Annotated in this window: 23 protein-coding genes; 10 read left to right on the top strand and 13 right to left on the bottom strand. The window is 70.4% G+C overall.

The genetic code is table 11. The features are described 5' to 3' along the window. Position 1 precedes the first annotated feature (1 nt). The 3 genes from HHX33_RS09705 to HHX33_RS09715 are packed head-to-tail and all read right to left on the bottom strand — an operon-like array spanning position 2 to position 3,111. Positions 2-826 (bottom strand): carbohydrate ABC transporter permease, encoded by an 825-nt coding sequence (locus HHX33_RS09705; protein ID WP_182874269.1) that lies wholly within the window; start codon positions 824-826, stop codon positions 2-4. Next, complete coding sequence (locus HHX33_RS09710) at positions 823-1,746, bottom strand: carbohydrate ABC transporter permease (protein WP_182874270.1); 924 nt, start codon at positions 1,744-1,746, stop codon at positions 823-825. The genes HHX33_RS09705 and HHX33_RS09710 overlap by 4 nt, the downstream gene beginning before the upstream one ends. A 6-nt stretch (positions 1,747-1,752) precedes the next feature. Beyond that, a complete protein-coding gene (locus tag HHX33_RS09715; protein WP_182874271.1) occupies positions 1,753-3,111 on the bottom strand; it encodes an ABC transporter substrate-binding protein in 1,359 nt (452 codons plus the stop codon). A 188-nt stretch (positions 3,112-3,299) separates the two neighbouring features. Between HHX33_RS09715 and HHX33_RS09720 the strand changes: the two genes are divergently transcribed. Next, positions 3,300-4,391 (top strand): LacI family DNA-binding transcriptional regulator, encoded by a 1,092-nt coding sequence (locus HHX33_RS09720; RefSeq protein ID WP_182874272.1) that lies wholly within the window; start codon positions 3,300-3,302, stop codon positions 4,389-4,391. 55 nt (positions 4,392-4,446) lie between these two features. On the opposite strand, the gene HHX33_RS09725 is transcribed toward HHX33_RS09720, so the two are convergent. From HHX33_RS09725 to HHX33_RS35755, 4 genes are read right to left on the bottom strand one after another with little or no spacing between them, the layout of a single operon-like run. Next, a complete protein-coding gene (locus tag HHX33_RS09725; RefSeq protein WP_182874273.1) occupies positions 4,447-5,499 on the bottom strand; it encodes an ABC transporter permease in 1,053 nt (350 codons plus the stop codon). Further along, the gene (locus HHX33_RS09730; RefSeq protein WP_182874274.1) at positions 5,492-7,063 is read right to left on the bottom strand and encodes a sugar ABC transporter ATP-binding protein; all 1,572 of its coding nucleotides are present in this window, start codon (positions 7,061-7,063) and stop codon (positions 5,492-5,494) included. Before HHX33_RS09730 ends, HHX33_RS09725 begins: the two co-directional genes overlap by 8 nt. Positions 7,064-7,068: 5 nt before the next feature. Next, positions 7,069-8,157 (bottom strand): sugar ABC transporter substrate-binding protein, encoded by a 1,089-nt coding sequence (locus tag HHX33_RS09735; RefSeq protein ID WP_182874275.1) that lies wholly within the window; start codon positions 8,155-8,157, stop codon positions 7,069-7,071. Further along, a complete protein-coding gene (locus HHX33_RS35755; protein ID WP_259402304.1) occupies positions 8,154-8,276 on the bottom strand; it encodes a hypothetical protein in 123 nt (40 codons plus the stop codon). Before HHX33_RS35755 ends, HHX33_RS09735 begins: the two co-directional genes overlap by 4 nt. Positions 8,277-8,603: 327 nt before the next feature. Between HHX33_RS35755 and HHX33_RS09740 the strand changes: the two genes are divergently transcribed. Both HHX33_RS09740 and HHX33_RS09745 read left to right on the top strand, forming a co-directional pair. Next, on the top strand, positions 8,604-9,317 hold the full coding sequence (locus HHX33_RS09740) for a FadR/GntR family transcriptional regulator (protein ID WP_182874276.1): 714 nt from the start codon (positions 8,604-8,606) through the stop codon (positions 9,315-9,317). Between the two features lie 334 nt (positions 9,318-9,651). After that, positions 9,652-11,631 carry an alpha-L-fucosidase gene (locus HHX33_RS09745; protein WP_182874277.1) on the top strand — a complete coding sequence of 660 codons (1,980 nt, stop codon included), beginning with the start codon at positions 9,652-9,654 and terminating at the stop codon, positions 11,629-11,631. Positions 11,632-11,689: 58 nt separating this feature from the next. Here HHX33_RS09745 and HHX33_RS09750 read toward each other — a convergent pair whose 3' ends face one another. After that, on the bottom strand, positions 11,690-12,415 hold the full coding sequence (locus tag HHX33_RS09750; protein WP_182874278.1) for a sulfite exporter TauE/SafE family protein: 726 nt from the start codon (positions 12,413-12,415) through the stop codon (positions 11,690-11,692). A 187-nt stretch (positions 12,416-12,602) separates the two neighbouring features. Between HHX33_RS09750 and HHX33_RS09755 the strand changes: the two genes are divergently transcribed. Beyond that, on the top strand, positions 12,603-12,929 hold the full coding sequence (locus tag HHX33_RS09755) for a hypothetical protein (RefSeq protein ID WP_182874279.1): 327 nt from the start codon (positions 12,603-12,605) through the stop codon (positions 12,927-12,929). Continuing rightward, positions 12,919-13,251 carry a type II toxin-antitoxin system PemK/MazF family toxin gene (locus tag HHX33_RS09760; RefSeq protein ID WP_182874280.1) on the top strand — a complete coding sequence of 111 codons (333 nt, stop codon included), beginning with the start codon at positions 12,919-12,921 and terminating at the stop codon, positions 13,249-13,251. The genes HHX33_RS09755 and HHX33_RS09760 overlap by 11 nt, the downstream gene beginning before the upstream one ends. Positions 13,252-13,320: 69 nt before the next feature. On the opposite strand, the gene HHX33_RS09765 is transcribed toward HHX33_RS09760, so the two are convergent. Beyond that, complete coding sequence (locus tag HHX33_RS09765) at positions 13,321-16,095, bottom strand: aconitate hydratase (protein ID WP_111698064.1); 2,775 nt, start codon at positions 16,093-16,095, stop codon at positions 13,321-13,323. A 208-nt stretch (positions 16,096-16,303) separates the two neighbouring features. Then, a complete protein-coding gene (locus HHX33_RS09770; protein ID WP_182874281.1) occupies positions 16,304-17,026 on the bottom strand; it encodes a metal-dependent hydrolase in 723 nt (240 codons plus the stop codon). Positions 17,027-17,388: 362 nt separating this feature from the next. Between HHX33_RS09770 and HHX33_RS09775 the strand changes: the two genes are divergently transcribed. The 4 genes from HHX33_RS09775 to HHX33_RS09785 all read left to right on the top strand — a co-directional run bounded on the left by HHX33_RS09775 (position 17,389) and on the right by HHX33_RS09785 (position 19,698). After that, positions 17,389-18,156 carry a PadR family transcriptional regulator gene (locus HHX33_RS09775; protein ID WP_182874282.1) on the top strand — a complete coding sequence of 256 codons (768 nt, stop codon included), beginning with the start codon at positions 17,389-17,391 and terminating at the stop codon, positions 18,154-18,156. Between the two features lie 2 nt (positions 18,157-18,158). After that, positions 18,159-18,755 carry a DUF1707 SHOCT-like domain-containing protein gene (locus HHX33_RS34950; protein ID WP_259402305.1) on the top strand — a complete coding sequence of 199 codons (597 nt, stop codon included), beginning with the start codon at positions 18,159-18,161 and terminating at the stop codon, positions 18,753-18,755. Positions 18,756-18,835: 80 nt separating this feature from the next. Beyond that, positions 18,836-18,964, top strand: a complete 129-nt coding sequence (locus HHX33_RS35760; protein ID WP_259402306.1) for a hypothetical protein — start codon at positions 18,836-18,838, stop codon at positions 18,962-18,964. Positions 18,965-19,068: 104 nt separating this feature from the next. Beyond that, positions 19,069-19,698, top strand: a complete 630-nt coding sequence (locus HHX33_RS09785; protein WP_182874283.1) for a DUF6879 family protein — start codon at positions 19,069-19,071, stop codon at positions 19,696-19,698. 31 nt (positions 19,699-19,729) lie between these two features. Here HHX33_RS09785 and HHX33_RS09790 read toward each other — a convergent pair whose 3' ends face one another. Next, positions 19,730-20,173 (bottom strand): MarR family winged helix-turn-helix transcriptional regulator, encoded by a 444-nt coding sequence (locus tag HHX33_RS09790; protein ID WP_182874284.1) that lies wholly within the window; start codon positions 20,171-20,173, stop codon positions 19,730-19,732. Positions 20,174-20,284: 111 nt separating this feature from the next. Between HHX33_RS09790 and HHX33_RS09795 the strand changes: the two genes are divergently transcribed. Next, entirely contained in the window at positions 20,285-21,244 is a 960-nt protein-coding gene (locus tag HHX33_RS09795; RefSeq protein WP_182874285.1) for an alpha/beta hydrolase, read from the top strand. A gap of 107 nt (positions 21,245-21,351) precedes the next feature. Here the strand turns inward: HHX33_RS09795 and HHX33_RS09800 are convergent, their stop codons facing one another. Next, positions 21,352-21,762, bottom strand: a complete 411-nt coding sequence (locus HHX33_RS09800; RefSeq protein WP_182874286.1) for a VOC family protein — start codon at positions 21,760-21,762, stop codon at positions 21,352-21,354. Beyond that, positions 21,759-22,334 (bottom strand): G/U mismatch-specific DNA glycosylase, encoded by a 576-nt coding sequence (mug, locus tag HHX33_RS09805; protein WP_182874287.1) that lies wholly within the window; start codon positions 22,332-22,334, stop codon positions 21,759-21,761. The genes HHX33_RS09800 and mug overlap by 4 nt, the downstream gene beginning before the upstream one ends. Between the last annotated feature and the right edge of the window lie 95 nt (positions 22,335-22,429).

Raw genomic sequence — 22,429 nt, forward strand, 5'->3', positions numbered from 1 at the left:
TTCATCCCTTCAGCGAACCCTGAAGCAGAGCCGTGACGAAGCGGCGCTGGAAGATCAGGAAGATGGCGAGTGTGGGGGTCAGGATCAGCAGCGAGCCCGCGCACAGCAGCGGGATGTCGGTCCCCCACTGTCCCTGGAAGGCGCCGAGCGCCCCGGACATCGTCCGTTTCAGCGGGTCGTCGACGAGGACGATGGCCAGCAGGAACTGGTTCCAGGTCCACAGGAACAGCAGGATGGCGAGGGACGACAGCGCCGGCATGGCCAGCGGCACGTGGATGCGCCAGAAGAGCTGCCAGAGGTTCGCCCCGTCCATCCGGGCGCTCTCGGACAGCTCGTCGGGCATGTTCACGAAGTGCGCCCGCATCCAGAACACCGCGAACGGCATGAACAGCCCGATGAGCGGCAGGATGATGGCCCACCTGGTGTTCAGCAGGCCCATGTCGCGCACCTGGTAGTACAGCGGCGTGATGATGCCCTCGAAGGGGAGCGTCAGCCCGAGCACGAACGTCAGGAACACCACGTTGCGTCCCGGGACGCGGAGGTGGCCGATGGCGAAGCCCGCCAGCGTCGCGAGGAGCAGCGAGACGGGCACCACGCCGAGGACGATGAGCGTGCTCGACTTCACCAGTTCGCCCATCCGCGCGGCCTGGAAGGCCGTGACGAAGTTGCCCCAGTGCGGGTCGGAGGGCCAGTCGAGACCGGACGGGTAGCTGCCCGGGGCATGCAGGGCCGTGACGAACAGGCTGGCGAACGGCATGAGCGTGGCCGCCATCAGCAGGACGAGCAGCACCCTCCCGCTCCACGTCTCCCCGCGTCCGACGATCATGAGGTTCTGTCCTTCGTGAGCCACTGGATGGGAATGGCGACGACGATGACGAGCACCATGAGCACGACGGCGAGAGCGGAGGCCGTGCCCACCTGCCGTTCGGAGAAGGCGAGGTAGTAGATCTCCAGGCCGGGGACCATCGTCGCGTTCCCCGGGCCTCCCTGGGTCGCGACGTACACGATGTCGAAGCTCGCCAGGGCCGCGATCACGGTCACCGTGACGCAGACGCCGATCTCCTGCCGCAGGCTCGGCACCGTGATCGAGACGAACTCGCGGACCGGCCCGGCGCCGTCCATCCGGGCCGCCTCGTACAACGCCGGATCGATCTTGCTCATCCCGGACAGGAGCAGGATCGTGCACAGGCCGAGGAGCACCCACGCGCCGATCACGCCGACCGCCGGCAGGGCGGTGGAGAAGTCGCCCAGCCAGGCGCGCGTCACGCCGCCGAGACCGATGTGCGACAGCAGCTGGTTGACCAGGCCGGTGGACGACAGCAGCCAGCTCCACGTGATGCCCGCCGCGACGAGCGGGATGACCTGCGGCAGGAACAGGACCGTCCGGGCGGCCAGCGCGAGCCGGCTCGCCGCGATCCGCCGGATCGTCGAGGCGATCACGAGGCCGAGCACGACGGGGATCAGGCTGAAGAAGACGATCAGCTTGACCGCGTTGAGGATGGTCGCGAACAGGTCGGGGTCGGTGAACACCTTCCCGTAGTTGCCGAGCCCGACCCAGGTGGACGAGCCGATGCCGTCCCAGCGGTACACCGAGTACTGGAAGGTGAGGACGATCGGCCGCAGCACGAAGACCGCGTAGACGGCCAGCGCCGGAGCGACGAACAGCCAGCCGACCCAGCTCGGGGTGCGGAGCCCCGCCGCGCGGGCGGGGCCCGGTCTTCTCGTCTTCGGAGTCCGCCGTGCCATCGGCGCTCAGCTCCCCCCGACCTGGCTCGTGTAGTCGCTCTGCACCGACTTCAGCAGCCCGTCGGGGGTCTGCTGCCCGGCGACCAGCTTCTGCAGTTGCGGGGTCCAGCTCTTGGCGTAGATCGCGCCCGTGGCGTTGGCGATGAAGTCCATCGCGCCGTTGTCCTTGCCGATCTTCGCGCCCGCCTCCAGGGTGCTCGCGGTGACCGTGCCCGCTTCGACCTCGGGCATCGCGGCGTCCGCGGGGCCCATCGGGTGGGATCCGCCGACCTTCACGCCGATCTCCCGCGCCTTCGCGTCGGTCGCCACCCAGTTGAGGAAGAACGCGGCGCAGTCGGCGTTCTTCGCCCGGGAGCTGATCCCGAAGGTGAGCGGCGCGGACATCGCGGCCTGGGCGCCGCCCTCCTGCTCCGGCGGCATCAGGAAGAAGCCCACGTCGCCCGGCATCTGCTTGTCGAGGTTCCCCGACTCCCAGTCGCCGTTGAACATGAAGAGGCCCTCGCCCTTGATGAAGCGGCTCATCATCGTCGCGTAGTCGACGGCGTTGACGTCCTTCCAGAAGTACCCGGCCTTGATCCACTTCTCCAGGTGCCGCGTCGCCTGCAGGTTCGACGGCGTGTCGATGGTGGTTCCCGGCTTCTGGAAGATCCAGTCGTTGATCGGCCCGGGGGGACCGTAGGCGGCCATGAGGTCCTGCAGCGGGAAGGCGAGCCCGCCGGTGGCTCCGCCGTTGAACTGGGCGATGGGCTGGACGCCCGCGCTCTTGGCCTTCGCGAGGGCGTCGTCCAGCTCCGCCAGAGTGGCCGGGGGCGCCGACATGCCGATCTTCGCGGCGAGCTTCTTGTTGTAGAAGACGCCGGTCATGCTGAAGTTCAGTCCCATGGCGTACAGGGAGCCCTCGCCGCGGGTCTTCCCGCCGGGGACCATCCGCATCTGCTGGAGCTGCGACGCCGGCCAGGTGTCCCAGCCGAACGCCTTGGCGTAGCCGTCGAGGTTCTTCAGCAGGTTGTTCTTGACGAGCTCGGACACCTGGGGCAGCCGCATCAGGTCCGGCGGGTCGTCCGCCAGGACGCGCGGCGCGTTCTGGGTGATGACCGCGAACTGGTCCTCGCGGATGTTCCACCTGACGTTCGGATGCTGCCTCGTGAACTCGTCGGCGAGATCCTTCGGCAGCGGGAATCCGGTCTCGAAGTAGCCGTTGAGCGTGACCGGCGCCGTACCGCAGGTGGGCGCGGACGAGGGGGACGTGCCGGTGGCCTCCGCCTGGGGGGCGTCGCCGCCCGGGGCCCCGCACCCCGCCGCCAGCGCCCCTCCCAGCGCGACCGTAAGCACCGCTCCGTTCCATCGGCGGATTCGACGCGACATGTGCGTCTCCTTGGGTTGCTCGGGTTTGGTTGCTCGGGTTGGTTGCGTGAACGGACCACTCGGGGATCCCCTCGACGGCTGACGCCGGACACCCCGGGGTTCGGTTTGCTAAATCGGATTAGCAATGCGGTAGTCTCACCATACGCGTCGCGGGGTGTCAACCCCCTCACAGCACGGGAGGTCGCTCGGTGAGCCCACGACGGGTCACGCTGGCGGACGTCGCCAAGATCGCCGGCGTCTCGCCGACCACCGCGTCGCTCGTGTTGTCCGGGCGCGGGCGGGAGCTGCGCATCTCTCAGGATGTCGAGCAGCGCGTGCTCAAGGCCGCGGCCGAGTTGCAGTATCGGCCGAACATCGTATCCGTAGGCCTACGAACTGGGACAACTCGGACTATCGGCTTCGTTTCGGACACGATCGCCACGTCGCGGCTCGCCGGCGACATGATCAAGGGAGCGCTGGAGGCCGCGCGGGAGCGCGGCTTCATGTTGTTCATCGGTGAGACGGAGGGAGACCCCGAGCTCGAACGTCTCCTGCTGCAGGCCATGCACGACCGTCAGGTGGACGGGCTCATCCTGGCCGCGATGTACACGCGGACCATCAGGGTGCCCAAGGGGATGGGGGCCGCCCCCGCCGTGCTGCTCAACGCGCTGCCCAAGCAGCGGACTCCGCTGCCCTCGGTGCTCCCCGACGAGGTCGAGGCCGGCCGCCGCGCCGCGCGGGTCCTGCTCGACGCCGGCCATCGCGAGGGCATCCATCTGATCGGCGCCGGTCCCGGGCGGCGTGACGTTCCCCGGGGAGGCGGCGTCGCGGCCGTCGAGCGGCTCATCGGCATCCGGGAGGTGTTCGGCGAGGCGGGGGTCAAGGTGGCGGGCTACCACGTCTGCGCCGACTGGCAGCCGGAGTACGGCCTCGCCGCGACCAGGGCGCTGCTGGAGGGCGAGCGGCCGCGCGCGTTGATCTGCTTCAACGACCGGGTCGCCCTGGGCGCCTACCAGGCGCTCGACGACTTCGGGCTGAAGGTGCCCGGCGACGTCTCGGTGGTCTCCTTCGACGACCACCCCATCGCCGCGTGGATGCGCCCCAAGCTGACGACGGTGGCGCTCCCCCACTACGAGCTGGGCCGTAAAGCGGTGGACGTCCTGTTCGCGGAGATGGGCCGTGACGGTGACGACGCCGTCCGGGAGGGCGCCGTACGGGAGGGAGCCGTACGGGAGGGGGAGGTGCACCGGGTGCCGATGCCCGTCCGCCTCCGGGAGTCGGTCGCCGCGGCGGCGCCGTGATCCGGCGGCCGCGCGAAGGCGTTCCGGCAGCCGTGCCCGGGCTGCCGGAACCCCCTCAGTTCTGTGATTTGCCCCCGGTCAGCCGGGAGATCGCCAGGGCGGTGAGGATGATCGCCCCGTTGAGCGCGTCGATCCACTGCGCGGGCACGCCCGCGAGCGTCAGGACGTTCTGGATCATGTAGAGCAGCAGGATGCCGGTGAACGCGCCGAACACCGTTCCCTTGCCGCCGTTGAGGCTGACCCCTCCGATGACGGCGGCCGCGAACACGGTGAAGATCGCTCCGTTCCCCTGGGAGGCGGCGACGGAGGCGAGCCGGCCCGACAGCATCAGCCCGCCGAGCGCGGCCAGCGCGCCGGCGGAGATCAGCGTGATCCACAGCACCCGGTCGGTACGGATGCCCGCCGCCTTGGCGGCGTCCACGTTGCCGCCGATGGCGTACAGCGCGCGCCCGAACCTGGTGAACCCCAGCAGGACGATGCCGGCCGCGAACAGCAGCAGGCAGATCCAGATCGACGCGGGCACGCCGAGCCACATCGTCGAGCCGAGGTAGGCCATGGGCTCCGGAAGGTTGAAGAAGGTCTGCCCGCCGGAGATGCCCGTCAGGAGGCCGCGCAGCACGATGAGCATGCCCAGCGTGACGATGAAGCCGTTGAGCCCGAAGCGGACGATGAACAGCGAGTTCACCATGCCGACGAGCACCCCGACCAGGAGGGTGATCGGGATCGCCCACGCCCCGGGCAGCAGCCCCAGCCCGTGTCCCGCTCCCGCCGCGACCGTCAGCCAGGCGGCCACGCCGGGAGCCAGCCCGAAGGTCGACTCCAGCGACAGGTCCATCCGGCCGGCGACCAGCACGAGCGTCTGCGCCAGGACGAGCAGCGAGATCTCCGACATCGTCTGCAGGATGTTGATCAGGTTGTCGGCCTGCAGGAAGATCGGGCTCACGACCTGCCCGACGATCGCGATGACGATGATCGCGGGGACCAGGGCGAAGTCCCGGAGCCGTGCCAGCGGGATCGGGGAGCGGCGCCTTTCCGTTCCCGCGTTCTCCGGCGGCGCGGAGCCCTGGGGGTGCCCCGTCCCGGGGTGGGCGGCGGTGGTCTCAGGCATCGAGGTCGACTCCTTCCATGGCGGCCACCATCTCGTGGTCGTGCCAGCCGGCGGCCAGGTCCGCGACGACCCGGCCGTGGAACAGCACGAGCACCCGGTTGCACAGCCGCAGATCGTCAAGTTCATCGGAGGCGATCACGACGCCGGTGCCGTTCCCGGCGATCTCCTCGACCTTTTCGAGCAGGAACTCCTTCGACCGGACGTCGACCCCGGCGGTCGGCGTGATCAGCACGAGCAGGCGGGGGTCGTTCGCCAGGGCGCGGGCCATCACCACCTTCTGCTGGTTGCCGCCGGACAGCCCGGAGACCGGGAGGTCCGGGCCGGGGGTCTTGATCGCCAGATTGGTGATCATCTGGCGGGCCAGCGCGTCCTTGCGGCGGCCGCTGACGAACCCCGCCGACCCGAGCCGCTCGGGCACGGTCATCGTGGTGTTGTCGGCGATCGACATCAGCGGGACGAGCCCCTGGTGGTGCCGGTCCCTGGGGACGAATCCCACGCCCGCGGCGAGCGAGTCCGGCACGCTTCCCGGACGCGGGCGCTCGCCGGCCACCTCCATGGTCCCGGCCTGCGGGGCCCGCAGCCCCACGATGGTCTCGGCGAGCTCGGTCTTCCCGCTGCCGCCGAGGCCGGCCAGGCCCACGATCTCGCCCTCGCGGACCCGCAGGTCGACGTCCTGGTAGACGTCGCCGTCGGTCAGGCCCCGGATGTCGAGGACCACCGGGGCCTCGGCCGCGACCGGCGGGCGGACGGCGTGCTCCCGCAGGCCGGCCGCCTCCCCGGTCATCGCCGCGACCAGCTCGCCCTGCGGCAGGTCGGTCACCGGCGCGGTCAGGATGTGCCGGGCGTCCCGGAACACGGTGACCGTGTCGCAGATCTCGTAGATCTCCTGCAGGTGATGGCTGATGAACAGGAAGGTCACTCCCTGGTCCCGCATCGCCCGCATCCGGTCGAAGAGCCGCGAGATCGCCGCGCCGTCGAGCTGCGCGGTCGGCTCGTCCAGGATGATGAACCGCGCGCCGAACGACAGCGCCCGGGCGATCTCCACGAACTGCCGCTGCTCCACGCCGAGCTCCCCGGCCGGCCGGCGGACGTCGACGTCCACCGACCAGGCCTCCAGGAGCTCGGCGGCCTTCCGCCACACGCCCTTCCAGCCGACCAGCCCGAACCGGTTGCGATCGTGCCGGTTCAGGTACAGGTTCTCCGCCACGGTCAGCTCAGGGATGATCGTGGACTTCTGGTAGACGCAGGCGACCCGTTCCCGCCACGCGTCGCGGTCGGACAACCGCGGCGCGGGCGCCCCGGCGAAGCGGACCTCGCCCTCGTCCGGCGCCTGCAGGCCGGTGAGGATGGAGACCAGCGTCGACTTGCCCGCGCCGTTGCGGCCGACGAGCGCGTGGGTCTCCCCCTGCCTGATCGTGATGTGGGCGCGGTCCAGCGCCGTCGTCTCGCCGTATCTCTTGGTGATGCGTTCCGCCTCGGCGACGGGCGGGCCGGTGTGGACCGGCTCGCCGTCGCGGGCGGGCGAAGGGCTCGCGGGCCCTGCCGCGAAATCGCCCATTGTCATGCCTCTCAGCTCAGGTTGTTGCCCCACAGCGACTTGTCGTCGTGCTTGACGCTGGGGATGTCACCGTACGTACCGCCGTCCGCGGTGACCAGAGGCGCGGAGAGCTGGTCTTCCAGCAGACCGGGCCGCACCTCGATGATGTTGCTGTCGTGGTCGGTCTTGCCCGGCTGGAAGGTCTTGCCCTCGGCCGCCGCCTGCGCGTACGACAGCGCCCACTTGGCGTAGAGGTCCGCGGGCTGCGAGACGGTGGCGTCGATGTTCCCGGAGGCGATGTCCTTGAGCTCCTGCGGGATGCCGTCGTTGGAGACGACGAAGACGTGCTTGGGGTCGTCCGGCGGCACCAGGATGTTCCGCTGCTTCAGCACCTGCAGCGTGCCCGCGAGAGCGAAGCTCGACTGCATGTAGACGCCCTTGATGTCCGGGTTCGCGGTGAGCCTCGTGGAGAGCTTCTGCGCGGCCACGGCGCCGTCCCACTTCGTGGCCTCGCCGAAGACCGTGATGCCGGGGTAGTTCTGCTTCATGCAGTCGTTGAACGCCTCGGTGCGGTCACGGCCGTTGATGGAGGCCAGGTCGCCCTCCAGCATGACCACCTTGCCCTTGCCCTGAAGCTTCTCGCCCAGGAACTTGCAGGCCTTCTCGCCGTACGCGCGGTTGTCGGCGCGCACGACCATGAACGCGTTCCCCGTGTCGGGGCGCGTGTCCACCAGCACGGCGGGGATCTTCTTCCCCTCCAGCTGCTGCAGCGTGGGGGCCACCGCGGCGGTGTCCTGCGGCGCCATGACCACGGCCTTGACGCCCTGGCCGATCTGCGTCTGCACGTTCGCGGCCAGCTTGGCCACGTCGTTCTGGGAGTTGGTGGTCTTGAGGTCGACGCCCAGTTCGCCGGCGAACTTGGGCACGTACTGGATGTAGGAGTTCCAGAAGTCGGTGTCCGACCGCGGGTAGTCGACGCCGACCACCGTCTTCGCCGCCGTGTCCGTCCCGCCGGAAGCCGCGGTCCCCTCGCCCCCGGAACCGCCGTTCCCCCCGCACGCGGCGGCGAGGAAACCCGACATGGCCAGAATCAGCCCGGCCCCGAAGCGTCTGCGTCTCATAGTCTCTCCTTCTGCATCGCCACGACGGGCCTGCCGTGACCGACCGCGCCCGCGGGCTCGATCGGGCCCGCGCCAGGGACGCGCGAGCCTCCGGCGAGGCTGCCCTCGTACGTGCTCATTATTGACAGAACATGGGATGTCTTTCTATGGCCAAAACCATGTCAGTGTCCAGACCTCCCGGCGTCGGAATCGCCGAAACCCCTGAAATTCAGGGTTAAAGTCCTGCTCCCCGGCCGGAGTGCAACCGGTTCCGCGGCTCGGCGGGGTGTGAAGGCCGGGCCGAATACATCGCATGTTTGCCACCACCGCCGGAGGCCGCGACGTGACCTTCCGTGGGCCTCGGCGCGCCGCCGTCCCTTTCCGGCCGTCCCATATCCGGCGCTCCCGGGCCGGCGCGGCACCGGGCCGTGTGGCTGTTCACGACCCCCGCGTACGAAGATTCGGGTATGTCGTTGACCGAGCAGGCGATCGAACGCATCCGGCAGCTCATCAAGGACGGGACCCTGCCCCCGGGCGCGCGGCTGCCGCCGGAGCAGGATCTGGCCGCAGAGCTCGGACTGTCCCGCAACCTGCTCAGGGAGGCCGTGCGCTCTCTCGTCACCACCCGCGTGCTGGAGGTGCGCAGGGGCGACGGCACCTTCGTCACGAGCCTCAAGCCGGAACTGCTGCTGGAGGGCGTCGGCCTCGCCGTGGAGATGATGCGGGGCGACGACCTTCTTGAGATCACCGAGGTACGGCGGCTGTTCGAACCGGTGGCCACGGCCCTGGCCGCCACCCGGATCACCGCCGCCCAGCTCGCGGAGGTGGGACGCCACCTCGACGCGATGATCGCCGCCCAGGACGACGTGGAGCTGCTCAACCACCACGACGACGCCTTCCACCGCGCCGTGTTCGCGGCCACGGGCAATCGATCGCTGTGCGCCCTGCTCGCCGGCATCGCCGGCCGGACGCTCCGCGCCCGCGTGTGGCGCGGACTGGTGGTGGAGAACGCGGCCGGCCGGACGATCGCCGAGCACGCCGCCATCTACCGGGCGCTCGCGGACGGCGACGCGCCCCTCGCGCAGGCGGCCGCGCTGCTGCACGTGAACACCACGGAGACCTGGCTCAGGGAGAACCTCGGCCGTCCGGTGCCCGGTCTCGCGGGCGAGCCGCCGGAGTGACCGCACCAGCGGCGAGAGCGCGCCGTGAAACTTACAGACATCCCATGCCTTTGTAAGGCCGGCCGTCATGCCGGGCCCGGCGCCGTGGCGCGGACGACGAGAGCGGGCCGGCGCCGGCCGCCAGGGCCCGCGGCATGCGCGAACGTCGCTTAAGAGGTCCGGCCTGACCCCCCTCCGGCATGGCGGCGGACCGTGGGACAGGCACCGGTGAGTGGCCGCCGGTCGCGTTGGGTCTGGACAGGCCTCCCAGCCCGTCCTACAAAGACATCCCATGTCTCAGCAGTAACCCTCGTGCGCGGCACCCCACAGGACCCCCTCCCCGAAAGGCACGCCCATGTCTTCGCCTTCGTTCCGGATGAGCCGCCGCCAGTTGCTCGCCTCCGCCGCGGTCGCCACTGCCGCCGGTGTGCTGAAAGCCGGCCCCGCGTGGGCCACCGCCGGCCCGCAGAGCTACAGCGCGAACTGGTCCTCGGTCGACCAGCACCCGCCGGCCGCCGAATGGTTCCAGGACGCGAAGTTCGGCATCTACTACCACTGGGGCGTCTTCAGCGTCCCGGCGTACGCCAACGAGTGGTATCCGCGCAACATGTACAACAGCGGGTCGAACGAGAACAACCACCACAAGAGCGTCTACGGCGACCCGTCGGCGTGGCCGTACCACAACTTCATCAACGGCGCCCGGGACAAGGCCGGCAACTTCGTGCAGTTCGCGCCGAAGCTGAAGTCGGCCGGCGGCAACTTCGACCCCGACGAGTGGGCGCAGCTCTTCGCGGACGCCGGCGCGAGGTTCGCCGGGCCGGTGGCCGAGCACCACGACGGCTACTCGATGTGGAACAGCAGGGTGAACGAGTGGAACTCGGTCGCCACCGGCCCCAGGCTCGACCTGCTGCGCCTGCACGCGGACGCAATCCGGGCCAAGGGGCTCAAGCTGCTGGTGGCCATGCACCACGCCTACAACTTCACCGGCTTCTACCAGTGGGTGCCGTCACAGTCCAGCACCAGCCTCAAGAAGCTGTACGGCCAGCTCGACAAGACCACCGAATACCAGCTCTGGTACGACAAGCTCAAGGAGATCATCGACGGCTACCAGCCCGACGTCATCTGGGAGGACTTCAACCTCAGCCAGATCCCCGAGTCGTACCGGCTGAACTTCCTGTCGTACTACTACAACCAGGCGGTCGCCTGGAACAAGGACGTCGTCGCCACCTACAAGGACGGGTACAACACCCGGGGCGAGGTGGTCGACTACGAGCGCGGCGGCCCGGCGGGCATCCAGACCCCCTACTGGCTGACCGACGACAGCATCTCCAGCTCCAGCTGGTGCTACACGAACGGCATCGGCTACTACTCGCTGAACGCCATGCTGCACTCGCTGATCGACCGGGTCAGCAAGAACGGCAACATGCTGCTCAACATCGCGCCCATGGCCGACGGCACCATCCCCTCCGGGCAGCGGTCGATCCTGCTGGGCATCGGCGACTACCTCAAGCGCTTCGGGGAGTCCATCTACGCCACCCGGGCCTGGGCGGCCTTCGGCGAGGGTCCCACGCAGATGGGCGGCGGCTCCTTCACCACCCCCCGCGCGGGCACCGCGCAGGACATCCGGTTCACCCGCAGCAAGGACAACACCGTCCTGTACGCCACGGTGCTGGGCTGGCCGGGCGCCACGCTGAACATCGCGACGCTGGGCGCGAACCGGATCAGCCTGAGCAACCTCGCCTCGGTGCAGCTGCTCGGCTCGTCGGCGGGCCAGTACACCAACCTGCCCAACCGCACCCAGGACGGCTCGGGCCTGCACATCTCGATGCCCTCGTCCAACCCCCCGTTCACCGCCCCCGCGTACGTGGTCAAGCTGACCTTCAACGGCCAGATCCCCTCCCTGGGCTCCGGCCCCACCCCGACCGGCTACGTGCGGATCGCCAACGTGGCCACCGGCCTGGTGCTGGACAGCGGCGGCAACGTGGCGTCGGGGTCGAACCTCAAGCAGTGGAACTGGGACGGCAGCAACAACCTGCAGTGGCAGCTGGTCGACCTGGGCGGCGGTTGGTACCGCATCGTCAACCGCACCAACGGCATGGTCATCGACAGCTGGGGCAACACCGCCAACGGCGCCAACGCCAGGCAGTCGGCCTGGAACGGCGGCAACAACCAGCAGTGGCGGCTCAACGACGTCGGCAACGGCCGCTACCAGATCATCAACCGCGGCACCGGGACCTCCCTCGACGGCATGGGCTACACCACCGCCGGCTCCAACGTCGGCATGTGGACGCCGAACACCAACGCCAACAACCAGTGGACCGTCACCGGGGTCTGACCCGCCGGGCGGCCCGCCCTCACGGGGGCGGGCCGCCGTCCTCGGGGCACGTGCGCGCTCACCGGGCGAGACTCTGGCCGAGGAGCGCGCACGCGGAGACCGCCGCCACGGCGAGGACGGCCCCGCGCACCCGTCCGCCGTCGAGATAGCGCCGCAGCGGCCCCGACGCGGCGTGGCCGAGCAGGACGAACGGCACCAGCGCCGCCCCCGCGACCAGTGCGCGGGCCGGCAGCCTGCCGAGGAGGCCGAGGATGACGAGCGACTGCGCGGCGCTCAGGCAGAAGAACGTCGCCAGCGTCGCCCGGATCTCCGGGCCGCGGGCGCTCTGGTAGACGAGGGCGATCGGCGGCCCGCCGATCCCCGTGGCCGTGCCGGTGATGCCCGACAGGAACCCGGCCGCGGTCAGCGTCGCGCCGTTGCGGGGCACCGCGACGGCGCGCGCCGTCAGCACCACCGCGGCCAGCACCATGACGCCGACCAGCACGCCCAGCGTCGCCGTGCTGACGTAGACGATCACCAGGGCCCCGGCGGCGCTTCCCGGCAGCCTGCCGAGGAGGGCGAAGCCCACGCCCCGCCACTCGGTCCGGCGCCACTCCCGGGCCAGCGTGAGCAGCGGCATCGTCATGTTGACGACCTGCACCGCGCCGGGCATCACCGTCGGGTCGAGCAGGGTGATCACGGGAGCCGCCACCAGGCCGAGCCCGAACCCCACCCCGCCCTGCACGACCGCCCCGGCGAAGACGGCCACTCCCGCGACCAGCAGCAACGCCGCCTCGTGATCCATGGCGGGACCCTAGCGGGGGCTCCCCGCGGCGCGGCAACCGGATATCCGGCCCGGGAACCTAGACAATCACCGTCAGTAATCAATATATGTTGCGAGAGTAATCACAGGGTCCGTAGACTCCCCTACAGCGACAGCGCCATAGCGCTTTCTGTAGACCCCTTTGTAGACAGGATCGTAGCCTCGCAGTATGAGCAGCGAGCAACGCCACACGACGATCCGGGTCAGTGTCGAGATCAGGGACTTGATAGCGCGCCTCTCGGAGCAGGAAGGCAAGAGCATGACCGCATTGGTCGAGGACGCCGTGAAGGAGCACAGGAAGAAGCTCCGCTGGCAGCGTGTCGCGGCGCAGATGGAGCGGACGCGAAGGGAAGACCCCGAAAGCTGGGCGGAGTACGTCGCCGAGCGCGACCTGTGGCTCGGCCCTCCGTCGAATCGCATCGCCCCCGATTGGGAAGGTCTGCTCGATCTGCCCGAAGATCTCCCCGACGGACCTAAGGAGAGGAATGAGGGCTAGGCAAGGCGATATCTGGTGGGCCAGCCTCGGCGAGCCGATCGGCCGCGAGCAAGGGTACAAGCGGCCCGCCGTCGTCGTCAGCAACGACATCTTCAACAGGCTTGTGCGAGATCCCGTGCTCGCCATCCCGTTGACGACGCGGTTCCGCGACTGGGACACGCACATCGAGATGACGCCCGAGGAGACGGGGCTGCCGAAGACGAGCTGGGCGATGGTCGAACAGCTCCGCGCGCTCTCACCCGAACGCTTCGGCACAAGAATCGGAGTGGTCCCGCCCGACGTCATGTCGGAGATCACCGACTGGGTCGCCGACATGTTGTAGGACGACGGCGTCGTCCTGGACGGGACTGGATTCCGCCCAGGACGACGCCGTGTCCAGCGAGGATGTGGTTCAGCTCTTGGCGAGCAGGGAGCGCAGGACGTACTGCATGATGCCGCCGTGGCGGTAGTAGTCGGCCTCTCCCGGGGTGTCGATCCGCACCACGGCCTGGAACTCGACGTCCCCGGCCCGCACGGTCACGGTGGCGGGGGTCGCGCCGGCGTTGAGCTCCTCGACGCCGACGATGTCGAAGGTCTCCTCGCCCGTCAGGCCGAGCGACTGCGCCGTCTCGCCCTCGGGGAACTGCAGCGGCAGCACGCCCATGCCGATCAGGTTCGACCGGTGGATGCGCTCGTACGACTCGGCGATGACGGCGCGGACGCCGAGCAGCGCGGTGCCCTTGGCCGCCCAGTCGCGCGACGAGCCCGAGCCGTACTCCTTGCCGGCCAGGACGACCAGCGGGATGCCGGCGGCCTGGTAGTTCTGCGAGGCGTCGTAGATGAACGCCTGCTCCCCGCCCTTGGTGAAGTCGCGGGTGAAGCCGCCCTCCACGCCGTCCAGCAGCAGGTTGCGCAGCCGGATGTTGGCGAAGGTGCCGCGGATCATCACCTCGTGGTTGCCGCGGCGGGAGCCGTAGGAGTTGAAGTCCCTGACCTCGACGCCGTGCTCGCGCAGGTAGCGACCGGCCGGAGTGTCGGCCTTGATCGATCCGGCGGGCGAGATGTGGTCGGTCGTGACCGAGTCGCCCAGTTTGGCGAGAACCCGGGCGCCCCTGATGTCCGTCACCGGCTCGGGCTTGGCGGGCATGCCGTCGAAGTACGGCGCCTTGCGGACGTACGTCGAGTCGGAGTCCCACTCGAAGGTGTCACCGGTCGGGATCGGCAGCGACCGCCAGTGCTCGTCGCCCTTGAACACGTCCGCGTAGTCGCGCAGGAACATGTCCTGGCCGATCGACTCGGACACCACGGCCGCGACCTCCTCGGGCGCGGGCCAGATGTCCTTGAGGAAGACCGGCTGCCCGTCGGCGCCGACGCCGAGCGGTTCGTTGTTCAGGTCGATGTCCATCGTCCCGGCCAGCGCGTACGCCACGACCAGCGGCGGCGAGGCCAGGTAGTTCATCTTGACGTCGGGGTTGATGCGCCCCTCGAAGTTGCGGTTGCCCGACAGCACGGCGGTGACCGCGAGGTCGTTCTCCTGGATCGCCTCGGAGATCTCCGGGTCCAGCGGGCCGGAGTTGCCGATGCAGGTGGTGCAGCCGTACCCGACCAGGTTGAAACCGAGCTTGTCGAGGTACGGCTGGAGGCCGGACCGCTCGAAGTAGCCGGTGACGACCTGGCTGCCCGGGGCGAGGGAGGTCTTCACCCACGGCTTGCGCGCCAGGCCCTTGTCGACGGCGTTCCTGGCGAGCAGGGCCGCGCCGAGCATGACGTACGGGTTGGACGTGTTGGTGCAGGAGGTGATCGCGGCGATGGTGACCACGCCGTGGTCGATCTCGAACGAGGCGCCGTCCGCCGGCGTGACCCGCGTCGGGCGGTGCGGCCGCTCGCCGTTACGCCGCACGGCGTGCGGCACGTCGCCCGCTCCGCTGTGGGAGATCGCGGGCGAGTCGGAGGCCGGGAACGACTCGGCCGACGCCTCGTCGGCGGGGCCCTCGATGCATTCGTCCGTGACGTACGTGCGCACCGCCGCGCGCCAGGCCGACTTGGCGTCCGACAGCGGGATGCGGTCCTGCGGGCGCTTCGGCCCGGCGATCGACGGGACGACGGTCGCCAGGTCGAGCTCGATGTACTCGCTGAAGACGGGCTCGGGGGCCGAGGGGTCGAGCCACAGGCCCTGCTCCTTGGCGTACGCCTCGACCAGCGCGACCTGCTCGGGCGAGCGGCCGGTGAGCGTGAGGTAGTCGGTCGTCTGGCCGTCGATCGGGAAGATGGCGCAGGTGGAGCCGAACTCCGGGCTCATGTTGCCGATCGTGGCGCGGTTGGCCAGCGGCACGCTGCTGACGCCCTCGCCGTAGAACTCGACGAACTTGCCGACGACGCCGTGCTTGCGCAGCATCTCGGTGATCGTGAGCACGAGGTCGGTGGCGGTGGCGCCGGCGGGCAGCTTGCCGGTCAGCTTGAACCCGACCACCCTGGGGATCAGCATGGAGATCGGCTGGCCGAGCATCGCGGCCTCGGCCTCGATGCCGCCGACGCCCCAGCCGAGGACGCCGATGCCGTTCTCCATCGTGGTGTGCGAGTCGGTGCCCACGCAGGTGTCGGGGTACGCCCGGCCGTCGCGGATCATGACGACCCGGGCCAGGTGCTCGATGTTGACCTGGTGGACGATCCCGGTGCCCGGCGGCACGACCTTGAACTCGTCGAAGGCCGTCTGGCCCCAGCGCAGGAACTGGTAGCGCTCGCGGTTGCGCTCGTACTCCCGGTCGACGTTGCGCTGGAAGGAGTCGGGGTGGCCGAAGTAGTCCACGATGACCGAGTGGTCGATGACCATCTCGGCGGGGGCCAGCGGGTTGATCTTCGCGGGGTCCCCGCCCAGATCGCGGACGGCCTCACGCATGGTGGCGAGGTCCACCACGCACGGGACGCCGGTGAAGTCCTGCATGATCACTCGGGCCGGGGTGAACTGGATCTCCACGCTCGGCGTGGCGTTCGGGTCCCAGCCGGCGAGCGCGCGGATGTGGTCGGCGGTGATGTTCGCGCCGTCCTCGGTGCGCAGCAGGTTCTCCAGCAGGATCTTCAGGCTGTACGGGAGGCGCGCCGACCCCTCGACGGCGTCCAGCCGGTAGATCTCGTATGACGCGTCACCGACGCGCAGCGTGTCACGGCTGCCGAAGCTGTTCGCGGACACGAAGTTCGCCTCCCCAGGGTTCCGGGCTTGTTCACAAGTTCGCTATGCATCCTCCCGCACCGAAGGAACACTCCTGACAATGAGGTCGCCCTTACCTGTGCGGCGCGAGGATGTCTCGATATCAAGATATCTCCCCGGATATCTCGACATCAAGTTACTTGTGAGTAGGTACCCGGATTTCGCGCCTCCGCAGGCCGCCGGCCCGCGCTCAGGCGGGCATCAGCCGCAGGCAGAGCAGCGCGATCACCACGATCGACAGGGCCGGGCCGAGGAACTGCTTCTCGAAAGCCCTGCCGGTCTTGATGCCGATGTCGAACGGCAGGAGCCAGCGCCCCTTGATCGGCCATAAGACGGGACAGCCGCGCTCGGTCAGGCAGTCGCCGATGACGTGCACGAGACAGCCGACCCCGATGGCGATCCCCAGCCAGGAGTAGGTGACCCCGAGCGTCATGAACGTCAGGAACAGCGCGGCGGTCATCCCGACGTTCACCACCGCGGAGATGAGCGTCTTGCCGGGCACGCCGAGCCCCACCGCGCGCAGCGCCAGGCCGATCATCAGGACGACCAGGATGTCGCGGCCCACCGCGTAGCGGTCGCCGAGCAGGTGCGCGCCCACCCCCATCACGACGCTGAACAGCAACGAGTGCGTCGCGTGCCGGTGCCCGCCGCTCACGAAGTTGACGCCCTTGCTCAGCAGGTAGGTCGCCGGGCCGAACGTCTGGGCGATCGTGGCGCTCGGATGGTCGAGGTCGGGCAGCATGGCCGCGCCCGCGCAGACCACCGCCCCCGCGACGAGTTCCGGCGGGGTGAGGATCGGGCCCGTCAGCGTCGCCAGTTCCGCATGGCCCACCGCGCCCGGCAGCGCCACCAGGGCCGGCGCGACCGCGAGCCACACCGCCGCCCCGCTGAGGGCGTGCGAGTGCCCCATCATGTCAAGATCACGCCTTGAGACTGTACGGCAAAGCACCGACAAAATCCGCGAAGCGCCCACGAGGCCGGACCTGTGTCGGGCTCTCGTCATCGGCGCCGCGGCAGTCCCGGAGTCGAAGAACGCGGCGGGGCGGGCCGCCGCGAGAAAAGGGTGCGGGATCGTCCCGCTCCAAGAGCACCCCCCAGCCCTCCCAGAGCAGAACGATCCCGCCTGTGGCAGATAACGCTACGGTCTCGGCCGGTGTTCCCCGCAACCGGAAAAAGTTCCGGGTGAGCTACATCACTCTTCCCCGAATGCGCCAGGAGAACAATCTCGATATATCGTTGAGGCATCGAGAACGGATCGGAAAGAAGGGACACGCGATGAGCCAGGCACACACGTTCGGCGGGCCCTGGGCCGGCCACGACCCCCGGGACGCCCGGGACGCGCTCCGCGACGAGATGCGCCGCCACCTGCGGCGCGCCCTGCGCCGGGCGTACGCGAACATGAAGGAGGCGGCCATGTGGCACCAGGAGCATCAGGAGACCGGTCCGCACGAGCACCGGCACAGGGGCGGCATGCGGGGGCGCGGCCCGTGGGGCGGTTTCGGTCCGGGCGGTCCGGGCGGCCCGTTCGGGCCGTGGGCGGGCGGGAACTTCCCGTTCGGCGGCCGGGGTTTCGGGCGGCCCCGCAAGGCCAAGCGGGGTGACGTGCGCGCGGCGATCCTCGCCCTGCTCGCGGAGGAGCCGCGCAACGGCTACCAGATCATCCAGGAGATCGCCGAGCGCAGCCAGGGCGGCTGGAAGCCCAGCCCGGGCGCGGTGTACCCCGCGCTCCAGCAGCTCAGCGACGAGGGCCTGGTCCGTGCCGAGGAGACCGACGGGCGCAAGACGTTCCAGCTCACCGAGGCCGGCCGGGAGTACGTCGCGCAGCACGAGACCGAGGTGCGCGCTCCCTGGGAGGAGATGACGCCGGACATCGGGGACGACGTCCACGAGCTGTTCGGCCTGTCCCGGCAGGCGGCGTCGGCGCTGTTCCAGATCGCCCAGTCGGGCAGCGACGGGCAGATCAGGCAGGCCAGGCAGGTCCTGACCGAGACCCGGCGGCAGCTCTACCGGATCCTCGCCGACGGCGACCCCGCCGAGGAGTGACCATGGCATTCCCCGACGACACCGGCGGCGGGCGCGGCGGCGGGGCCGGCCGGCGGCCCCCCGCCGGCGCCCTGCGCATCGGCGACAGGGAGCGCGACGAGGTGATGCGGGTCCTGCACGACGCGTTCGCGCAGGGCCGCATCACCCGCGAGGAACTCGACGAGCGCCTCGACGCCACCCTCGCCGCCCGTACGGAGGAGGACCTGCGGCGGGTGACCGCCGACCTCCTCCCCGACGTCCGGGCCGGCTTCCGGAACGCGGCTCCCCTGCCCGGATCCCCATACCCCGGGCACCACCGCCACGGCTTCCCCGCGGCCTGGGGGCCGTACGGCGCGGCCCGGGGACCGTACGCGGCGCCTTGGGGGGCGGCGTGGGGCGCGCCCCGGGGGGCCCACTGGGCGGGCGTGAGGCGCGCGAGGGGCGGGCCACCGGTCCTGCCGCTCGTCGCCGCGGTGGTCCTCGTGGTCGCGTTCGTCTCCGGGTTCGCCTGGCCGCTGTTCCTGGTCGCCAAGCTGCTGTTCCTGGCCTGGCTGGTGACGACGGTCCTCCGCCTCGCCCGGCACCGGCACCGGCCGCGCCGCTCGCGAATTGGGCCTTGACCCGGCATCGGCGGAGGCCAACGATCGACATGTCGCCCTCGGGGGAGAGATCGCGGCCACCCCGATGAACGGAGGGTGAGATGCAGGCAGCCGAGCCGGAACCCGAGGTGGTGCCGCAGACCGAGCGAACGGCGGGGACGAGGCAGATCAGGATCAGGTTGCTGGACGCCGCGGAGACGAGCGCCTGCAGCAACTCGACGGGGAACTGACACGCGCCACACGTCCGCGGAAGATCGACGCGCGCCACGTTCCTCGATCCGGGCCGGGGCCGGGCGCGCTCCGACCACTATTCGGCTTCGGCCGAGGAGGCCCCATGCCCGGAGAAGCGTTCGAGCACGTCAGAAAGGTCGCGGGAGAAGTCCTCCCCGCGGCGGAGTACCGGACCGAGCTCTACGAGCACCTGCGCGAGGTGGAGGGCGTGGTGTGGAAGCTTGAACGCGCCCAGCACTTCCACGAGCCCGACACGCCGAGCTGGGTCGCCATGGTGAGCGGAGACTGGGACCGGGCGCTCGCGCTGATGGGCGAGATGCGCTTCGCCGACGACCTCCCACCCCGGGCGGAGCTACGCCGCCTGCGGATCGTGGAGACGCCGCCGACGCCGTACCTGCAATGGGAGATCGTCCTGCTCGCGGCCCGCACCCGGGCGGGTGAGCGGGCGAGGGCGCTGCACGCCCGGTCGGTGCGGCACCTGGAGGACCGCGGACCCCTGCCCGAGCTGCTCATCCTCGGCCCGGGCCTGATGTACGAGGTCCTCTACGACGATATGGGGGCGCACGTGGGCGGCCGGCGGATCACCGACCCGGCCGTGATCGACGAGTGCGCCGAGATCATCGCCGAGCTGTACGCGGAGGCGGAGGACATGGTGACCTTCCACGACCGTGAGGTGGCGCCCCTGCCGCCTCCCTCGCCCTGGCGCATCCTCTCCCACCCGGGCCACCCCTGAGACTCGCCCGTTCCGGCCGGCGGGACAGGGCTCAGGCCCCGTCCCGCTGGTGCTCCTCCAGCACCGTGCGCAGGATGGCGAGCGTCCCGGCGGTCCGTGCGAGGTCGGCGGCCGGGACGGCGGCGGTGCGGGCGGCCAGCTCGGCCTCAAGGGTCGGGCGGGCCGCGGCCAGGAGCCGGGACCCCTCCGGCGTGAGGCTGAGGACGGAGGACCGCCGGTCCTCCGGATGCGCCGCGCGCACGCACAGACCCGCGCTCTCAAGCCGGTCGACGGCCTTGCTCACGGCTCCGACGGTGATTCCCACCTCGCGCACGATGTCGAGCACCCGGCACCCGGGGCGGCCGTCGATGATCTGCAGGAACTCGAACTGACCCAGGCCGATGCCGTGCTCGGCGCGCAGCCGGTCGCTCACCGCGTTGTACAGGCGGGTCTCGACGCGGACGAGATCGGTGAACAGGCGAGTGATGTCCGTCACATCCGCCGATTCAGTTGATTCCAGGGAATCATCTTCTGCGGAATCGACTTGGGGGCCACATGTGCATTCCACGGAATGCATCCTCTCACCCCCGACATCATGGAGGTCCGGATGACCCGCCTGCAGCGCGAGGCCGTCGACGCCCTGCTTCGCAACGCCCCCGCCCCCCCGAACCCGACGCTGGCGGAGCAGCGCGCCGGATTCGCCCAGGCGCTCTCCCGGCCCCTGCCCGGCGACGTCGCCGCGCACGAGACCGTGCTCGCCGGCCGTCCCGCCCTCGACCTGACCCCGGCCACCGCCACCGGCCGCGGGCGGCTGCTCCATTTCCACGGCGGTGGCTACGTCCTGGGGTCGCCCGGCACGCACGCGGGAGTCACCGCCCAGCTGGCGCGCCGTGCCCGGCTGCGGGCGACGTCCCTGGACTACCGGCTGGCCCCCGAGCATCCCTTCCCCGCCGCGGTGGACGACGGCCTCGCCGCCTACCGGGCACTGCTCGACGGGGGTGTGCGACCGGAGGAACTGGTGCTCGCCGGGGACTCCGCGGGCGGCGGGCTGGTCGTCGCCACCCTGGTCGCGGCCCGCGACGCCGGCCTGCCGCAGCCGGCGGGCGCCGTCGTCTTCTCCCCGTGGGCCGACCTGACACTCGGCGGGCAGAGCATGCGCACGAAGGAGGACGCCGACCCGATCTTCACCCGGCAGGCGATCCAGGCGTTCGCCACCCCCTACCTGGCGGGTCAGGATGCCGCCCAGCCGCTGGCGAGCCCCGTGTTCGCCGACCTGCGGGGCCTGCCCCCGCTGCTGGTGCAGGCCGGCTCGAACGAACTCCTGCTGGACGATGCCGTCCGGCTCGCCGGACGCGCGGCCGCCGACGAGGTGGCGGTCACGCTGCGGGTCTGGCCGCAGGTGCCGCACGTCTTCCAGAATCACTTCGGCCACCTCGACGAGGCCGACGAGGCGCTCGACGAGGCCGCGCGCTTCCTGTCCGCACGGGTGCAGGCCGGGTACGGCGCACAGCCGGACCGGTGCCTGGAGCCGGAGGACCCCGAGGAGCCCGGGGCGGGCCGTCCCTGACCGCCGCGGTCGATCACGTCAGGCCCGCGGTGGGCGCAGGCGGGCCATCTCGGCCGCGATGGCCTCCAGCCTCCAGTGGGCGTTCAGCCGGCTGAAGGGGCCGGCGGTCACACCTCGTGGGCCATGAGCGGGGACCTGTCTCCGACGAGCCACAGGTGACCGAACGGGTCGAGGAAACCGCCCTGGCGGTGAACGCCCCATGGCATCTCGTGGTCGCGAATCTCATCGACGCCGCCGTCGGCTCCGGCGGCCACGGCTCGCGCGATGAAGGCGTCCGGATCGTCGACGAAAACCTCGACTCGTACGGTCCTCGTGCCCGCCTCGGCGGGAGTGGCCCAGCCGTTCTTCTCCGGCTCGCCGAGGAAGAAGGGTGCTCCACCGACCGTCAACCCGACGACCCCGCCGAGGTCCCACAGCGTGGTGGCGCCAAGCGCCTGGGCGTACCAGCGTGCGGCTGCGCTCGCGTCGGGCACGGCAAGCATCAATGAGACGACGGGGCGATCCGCTGCCGCTGTCATGGACGGCCTCCTTCGGGACGATCGGCCGGCGAACGCGACGTGGCGCACCTCAGCCGTGCGTACTCGGCAGTGAGCTTGTCAAGATCATAATGGGCGTTCAGCCCACTGGGGTTGGGCAGCACCCACAGCGCCGTCCCGCCGATCGTCTCCTCCTGCGGGCCGATCCGGGCGGCGGGTCGCGCGAAGGCGACCCGATAGGCCGACACCCCCGCTACCGCCAGGACGCGGGGCCGGACCTCCGCCACCAGCCGCGCGAGCCGCTCGCCGCCCACGCGGAGCTCCTCCGGGTCCAGTTCGTCGGCACGGGCGGTCGCCCGGGCCGCGATGTTGGTGATGCCCAGCCCGTACGACGGGAGCAGGTGCTGCTCGGACGGCGCGAGCCTGCGCGGCACGAGACCGGACAGGTGCAGGGCGGGCCAGAACCGGTTGCCCGGTCGCGCGAAGTGGTGACCGGTCGCGGCCGAGTAGAGGCTGGGGTTGATCCCGCAGAACAGCACGTCGAGCTCGGGGCCGAGCACGTCCTCGATCGTCGCGTTCCTGGCCGCCTCGAGGTCGGCCTTGGTGGGGGCCATGCCGCGATGCTAGTGCCGCCCGCTCCTGGTCGCGTTCCGGACGGCGCTGGTGCGCAGGTGGTTGTCGTAGAGCTCCTGAACCTCCAGGAGGGACT

It is taken from the genome of Microbispora sp. H10670, from assembly GCF_014161385.1.
GTDB classification, from domain to species: Bacteria; Actinomycetota; Actinomycetes; order Streptosporangiales; family Streptosporangiaceae; genus Microbispora; species Microbispora triticiradicis.

Bases quoted from the DNA above. Each gene is read 5' to 3' on its own strand.
- HHX33_RS09755 (WP_182874279.1), top strand. From the start codon at position 12,603: ATGAGCAGCGAGCAACGCCACACGACGATCCGGGTCAGTGTCGAGATC.
- mug (WP_182874287.1), bottom strand. From the start codon at position 22,334: ATGGCCCCCACCAAGGCCGACCTCGAGGCGGCCAGGAACGCGACGATC.
- HHX33_RS09770 (WP_182874281.1), bottom strand. From the start codon at position 17,026: ATGATGGGGCACTCGCACGCCCTCAGCGGGGCGGCGGTGTGGCTCGCG.
- HHX33_RS09710 (WP_182874270.1), bottom strand. From the start codon at position 1,746: ATGGCACGGCGGACTCCGAAGACGAGAAGACCGGGCCCCGCCCGCGCG.
- HHX33_RS09785 (WP_182874283.1), top strand. From the start codon at position 19,069: ATGCCCGGAGAAGCGTTCGAGCACGTCAGAAAGGTCGCGGGAGAAGTC.
- HHX33_RS09795 (WP_182874285.1), top strand. From the start codon at position 20,285: ATGACCCGCCTGCAGCGCGAGGCCGTCGACGCCCTGCTTCGCAACGCC.
- HHX33_RS09760 (WP_182874280.1), top strand. From the start codon at position 12,919: ATGAGGGCTAGGCAAGGCGATATCTGGTGGGCCAGCCTCGGCGAGCCG.
- HHX33_RS09750 (WP_182874278.1), bottom strand. From the start codon at position 12,415: ATGGATCACGAGGCGGCGTTGCTGCTGGTCGCGGGAGTGGCCGTCTTC.
- HHX33_RS09745 (WP_182874277.1), top strand. From the start codon at position 9,652: ATGTCTTCGCCTTCGTTCCGGATGAGCCGCCGCCAGTTGCTCGCCTCC.
- HHX33_RS09735 (WP_182874275.1), bottom strand. From the start codon at position 8,157: ATGAGACGCAGACGCTTCGGGGCCGGGCTGATTCTGGCCATGTCGGGT.
- HHX33_RS09740 (WP_182874276.1), top strand. From the start codon at position 8,604: ATGTCGTTGACCGAGCAGGCGATCGAACGCATCCGGCAGCTCATCAAG.
- HHX33_RS09775 (WP_182874282.1), top strand. From the start codon at position 17,389: ATGAGCCAGGCACACACGTTCGGCGGGCCCTGGGCCGGCCACGACCCC.
- HHX33_RS35755 (WP_259402304.1), bottom strand. From the start codon at position 8,276: ATGAGCACGTACGAGGGCAGCCTCGCCGGAGGCTCGCGCGTCCCTGGC.
- HHX33_RS09705 (WP_182874269.1), bottom strand. From the start codon at position 826: ATGATCGTCGGACGCGGGGAGACGTGGAGCGGGAGGGTGCTGCTCGTC.
- HHX33_RS34950 (WP_259402305.1), top strand. From the start codon at position 18,159: ATGGCATTCCCCGACGACACCGGCGGCGGGCGCGGCGGCGGGGCCGGC.
- HHX33_RS09725 (WP_182874273.1), bottom strand. From the start codon at position 5,499: ATGCCTGAGACCACCGCCGCCCACCCCGGGACGGGGCACCCCCAGGGC.
- HHX33_RS35760 (WP_259402306.1), top strand. From the start codon at position 18,836: ATGCAGGCAGCCGAGCCGGAACCCGAGGTGGTGCCGCAGACCGAGCGA.
- HHX33_RS09800 (WP_182874286.1), bottom strand. From the start codon at position 21,762: ATGACAGCGGCAGCGGATCGCCCCGTCGTCTCATTGATGCTTGCCGTG.
- HHX33_RS09730 (WP_182874274.1), bottom strand. From the start codon at position 7,063: ATGACAATGGGCGATTTCGCGGCAGGGCCCGCGAGCCCTTCGCCCGCC.
- HHX33_RS09715 (WP_182874271.1), bottom strand. From the start codon at position 3,111: ATGTCGCGTCGAATCCGCCGATGGAACGGAGCGGTGCTTACGGTCGCG.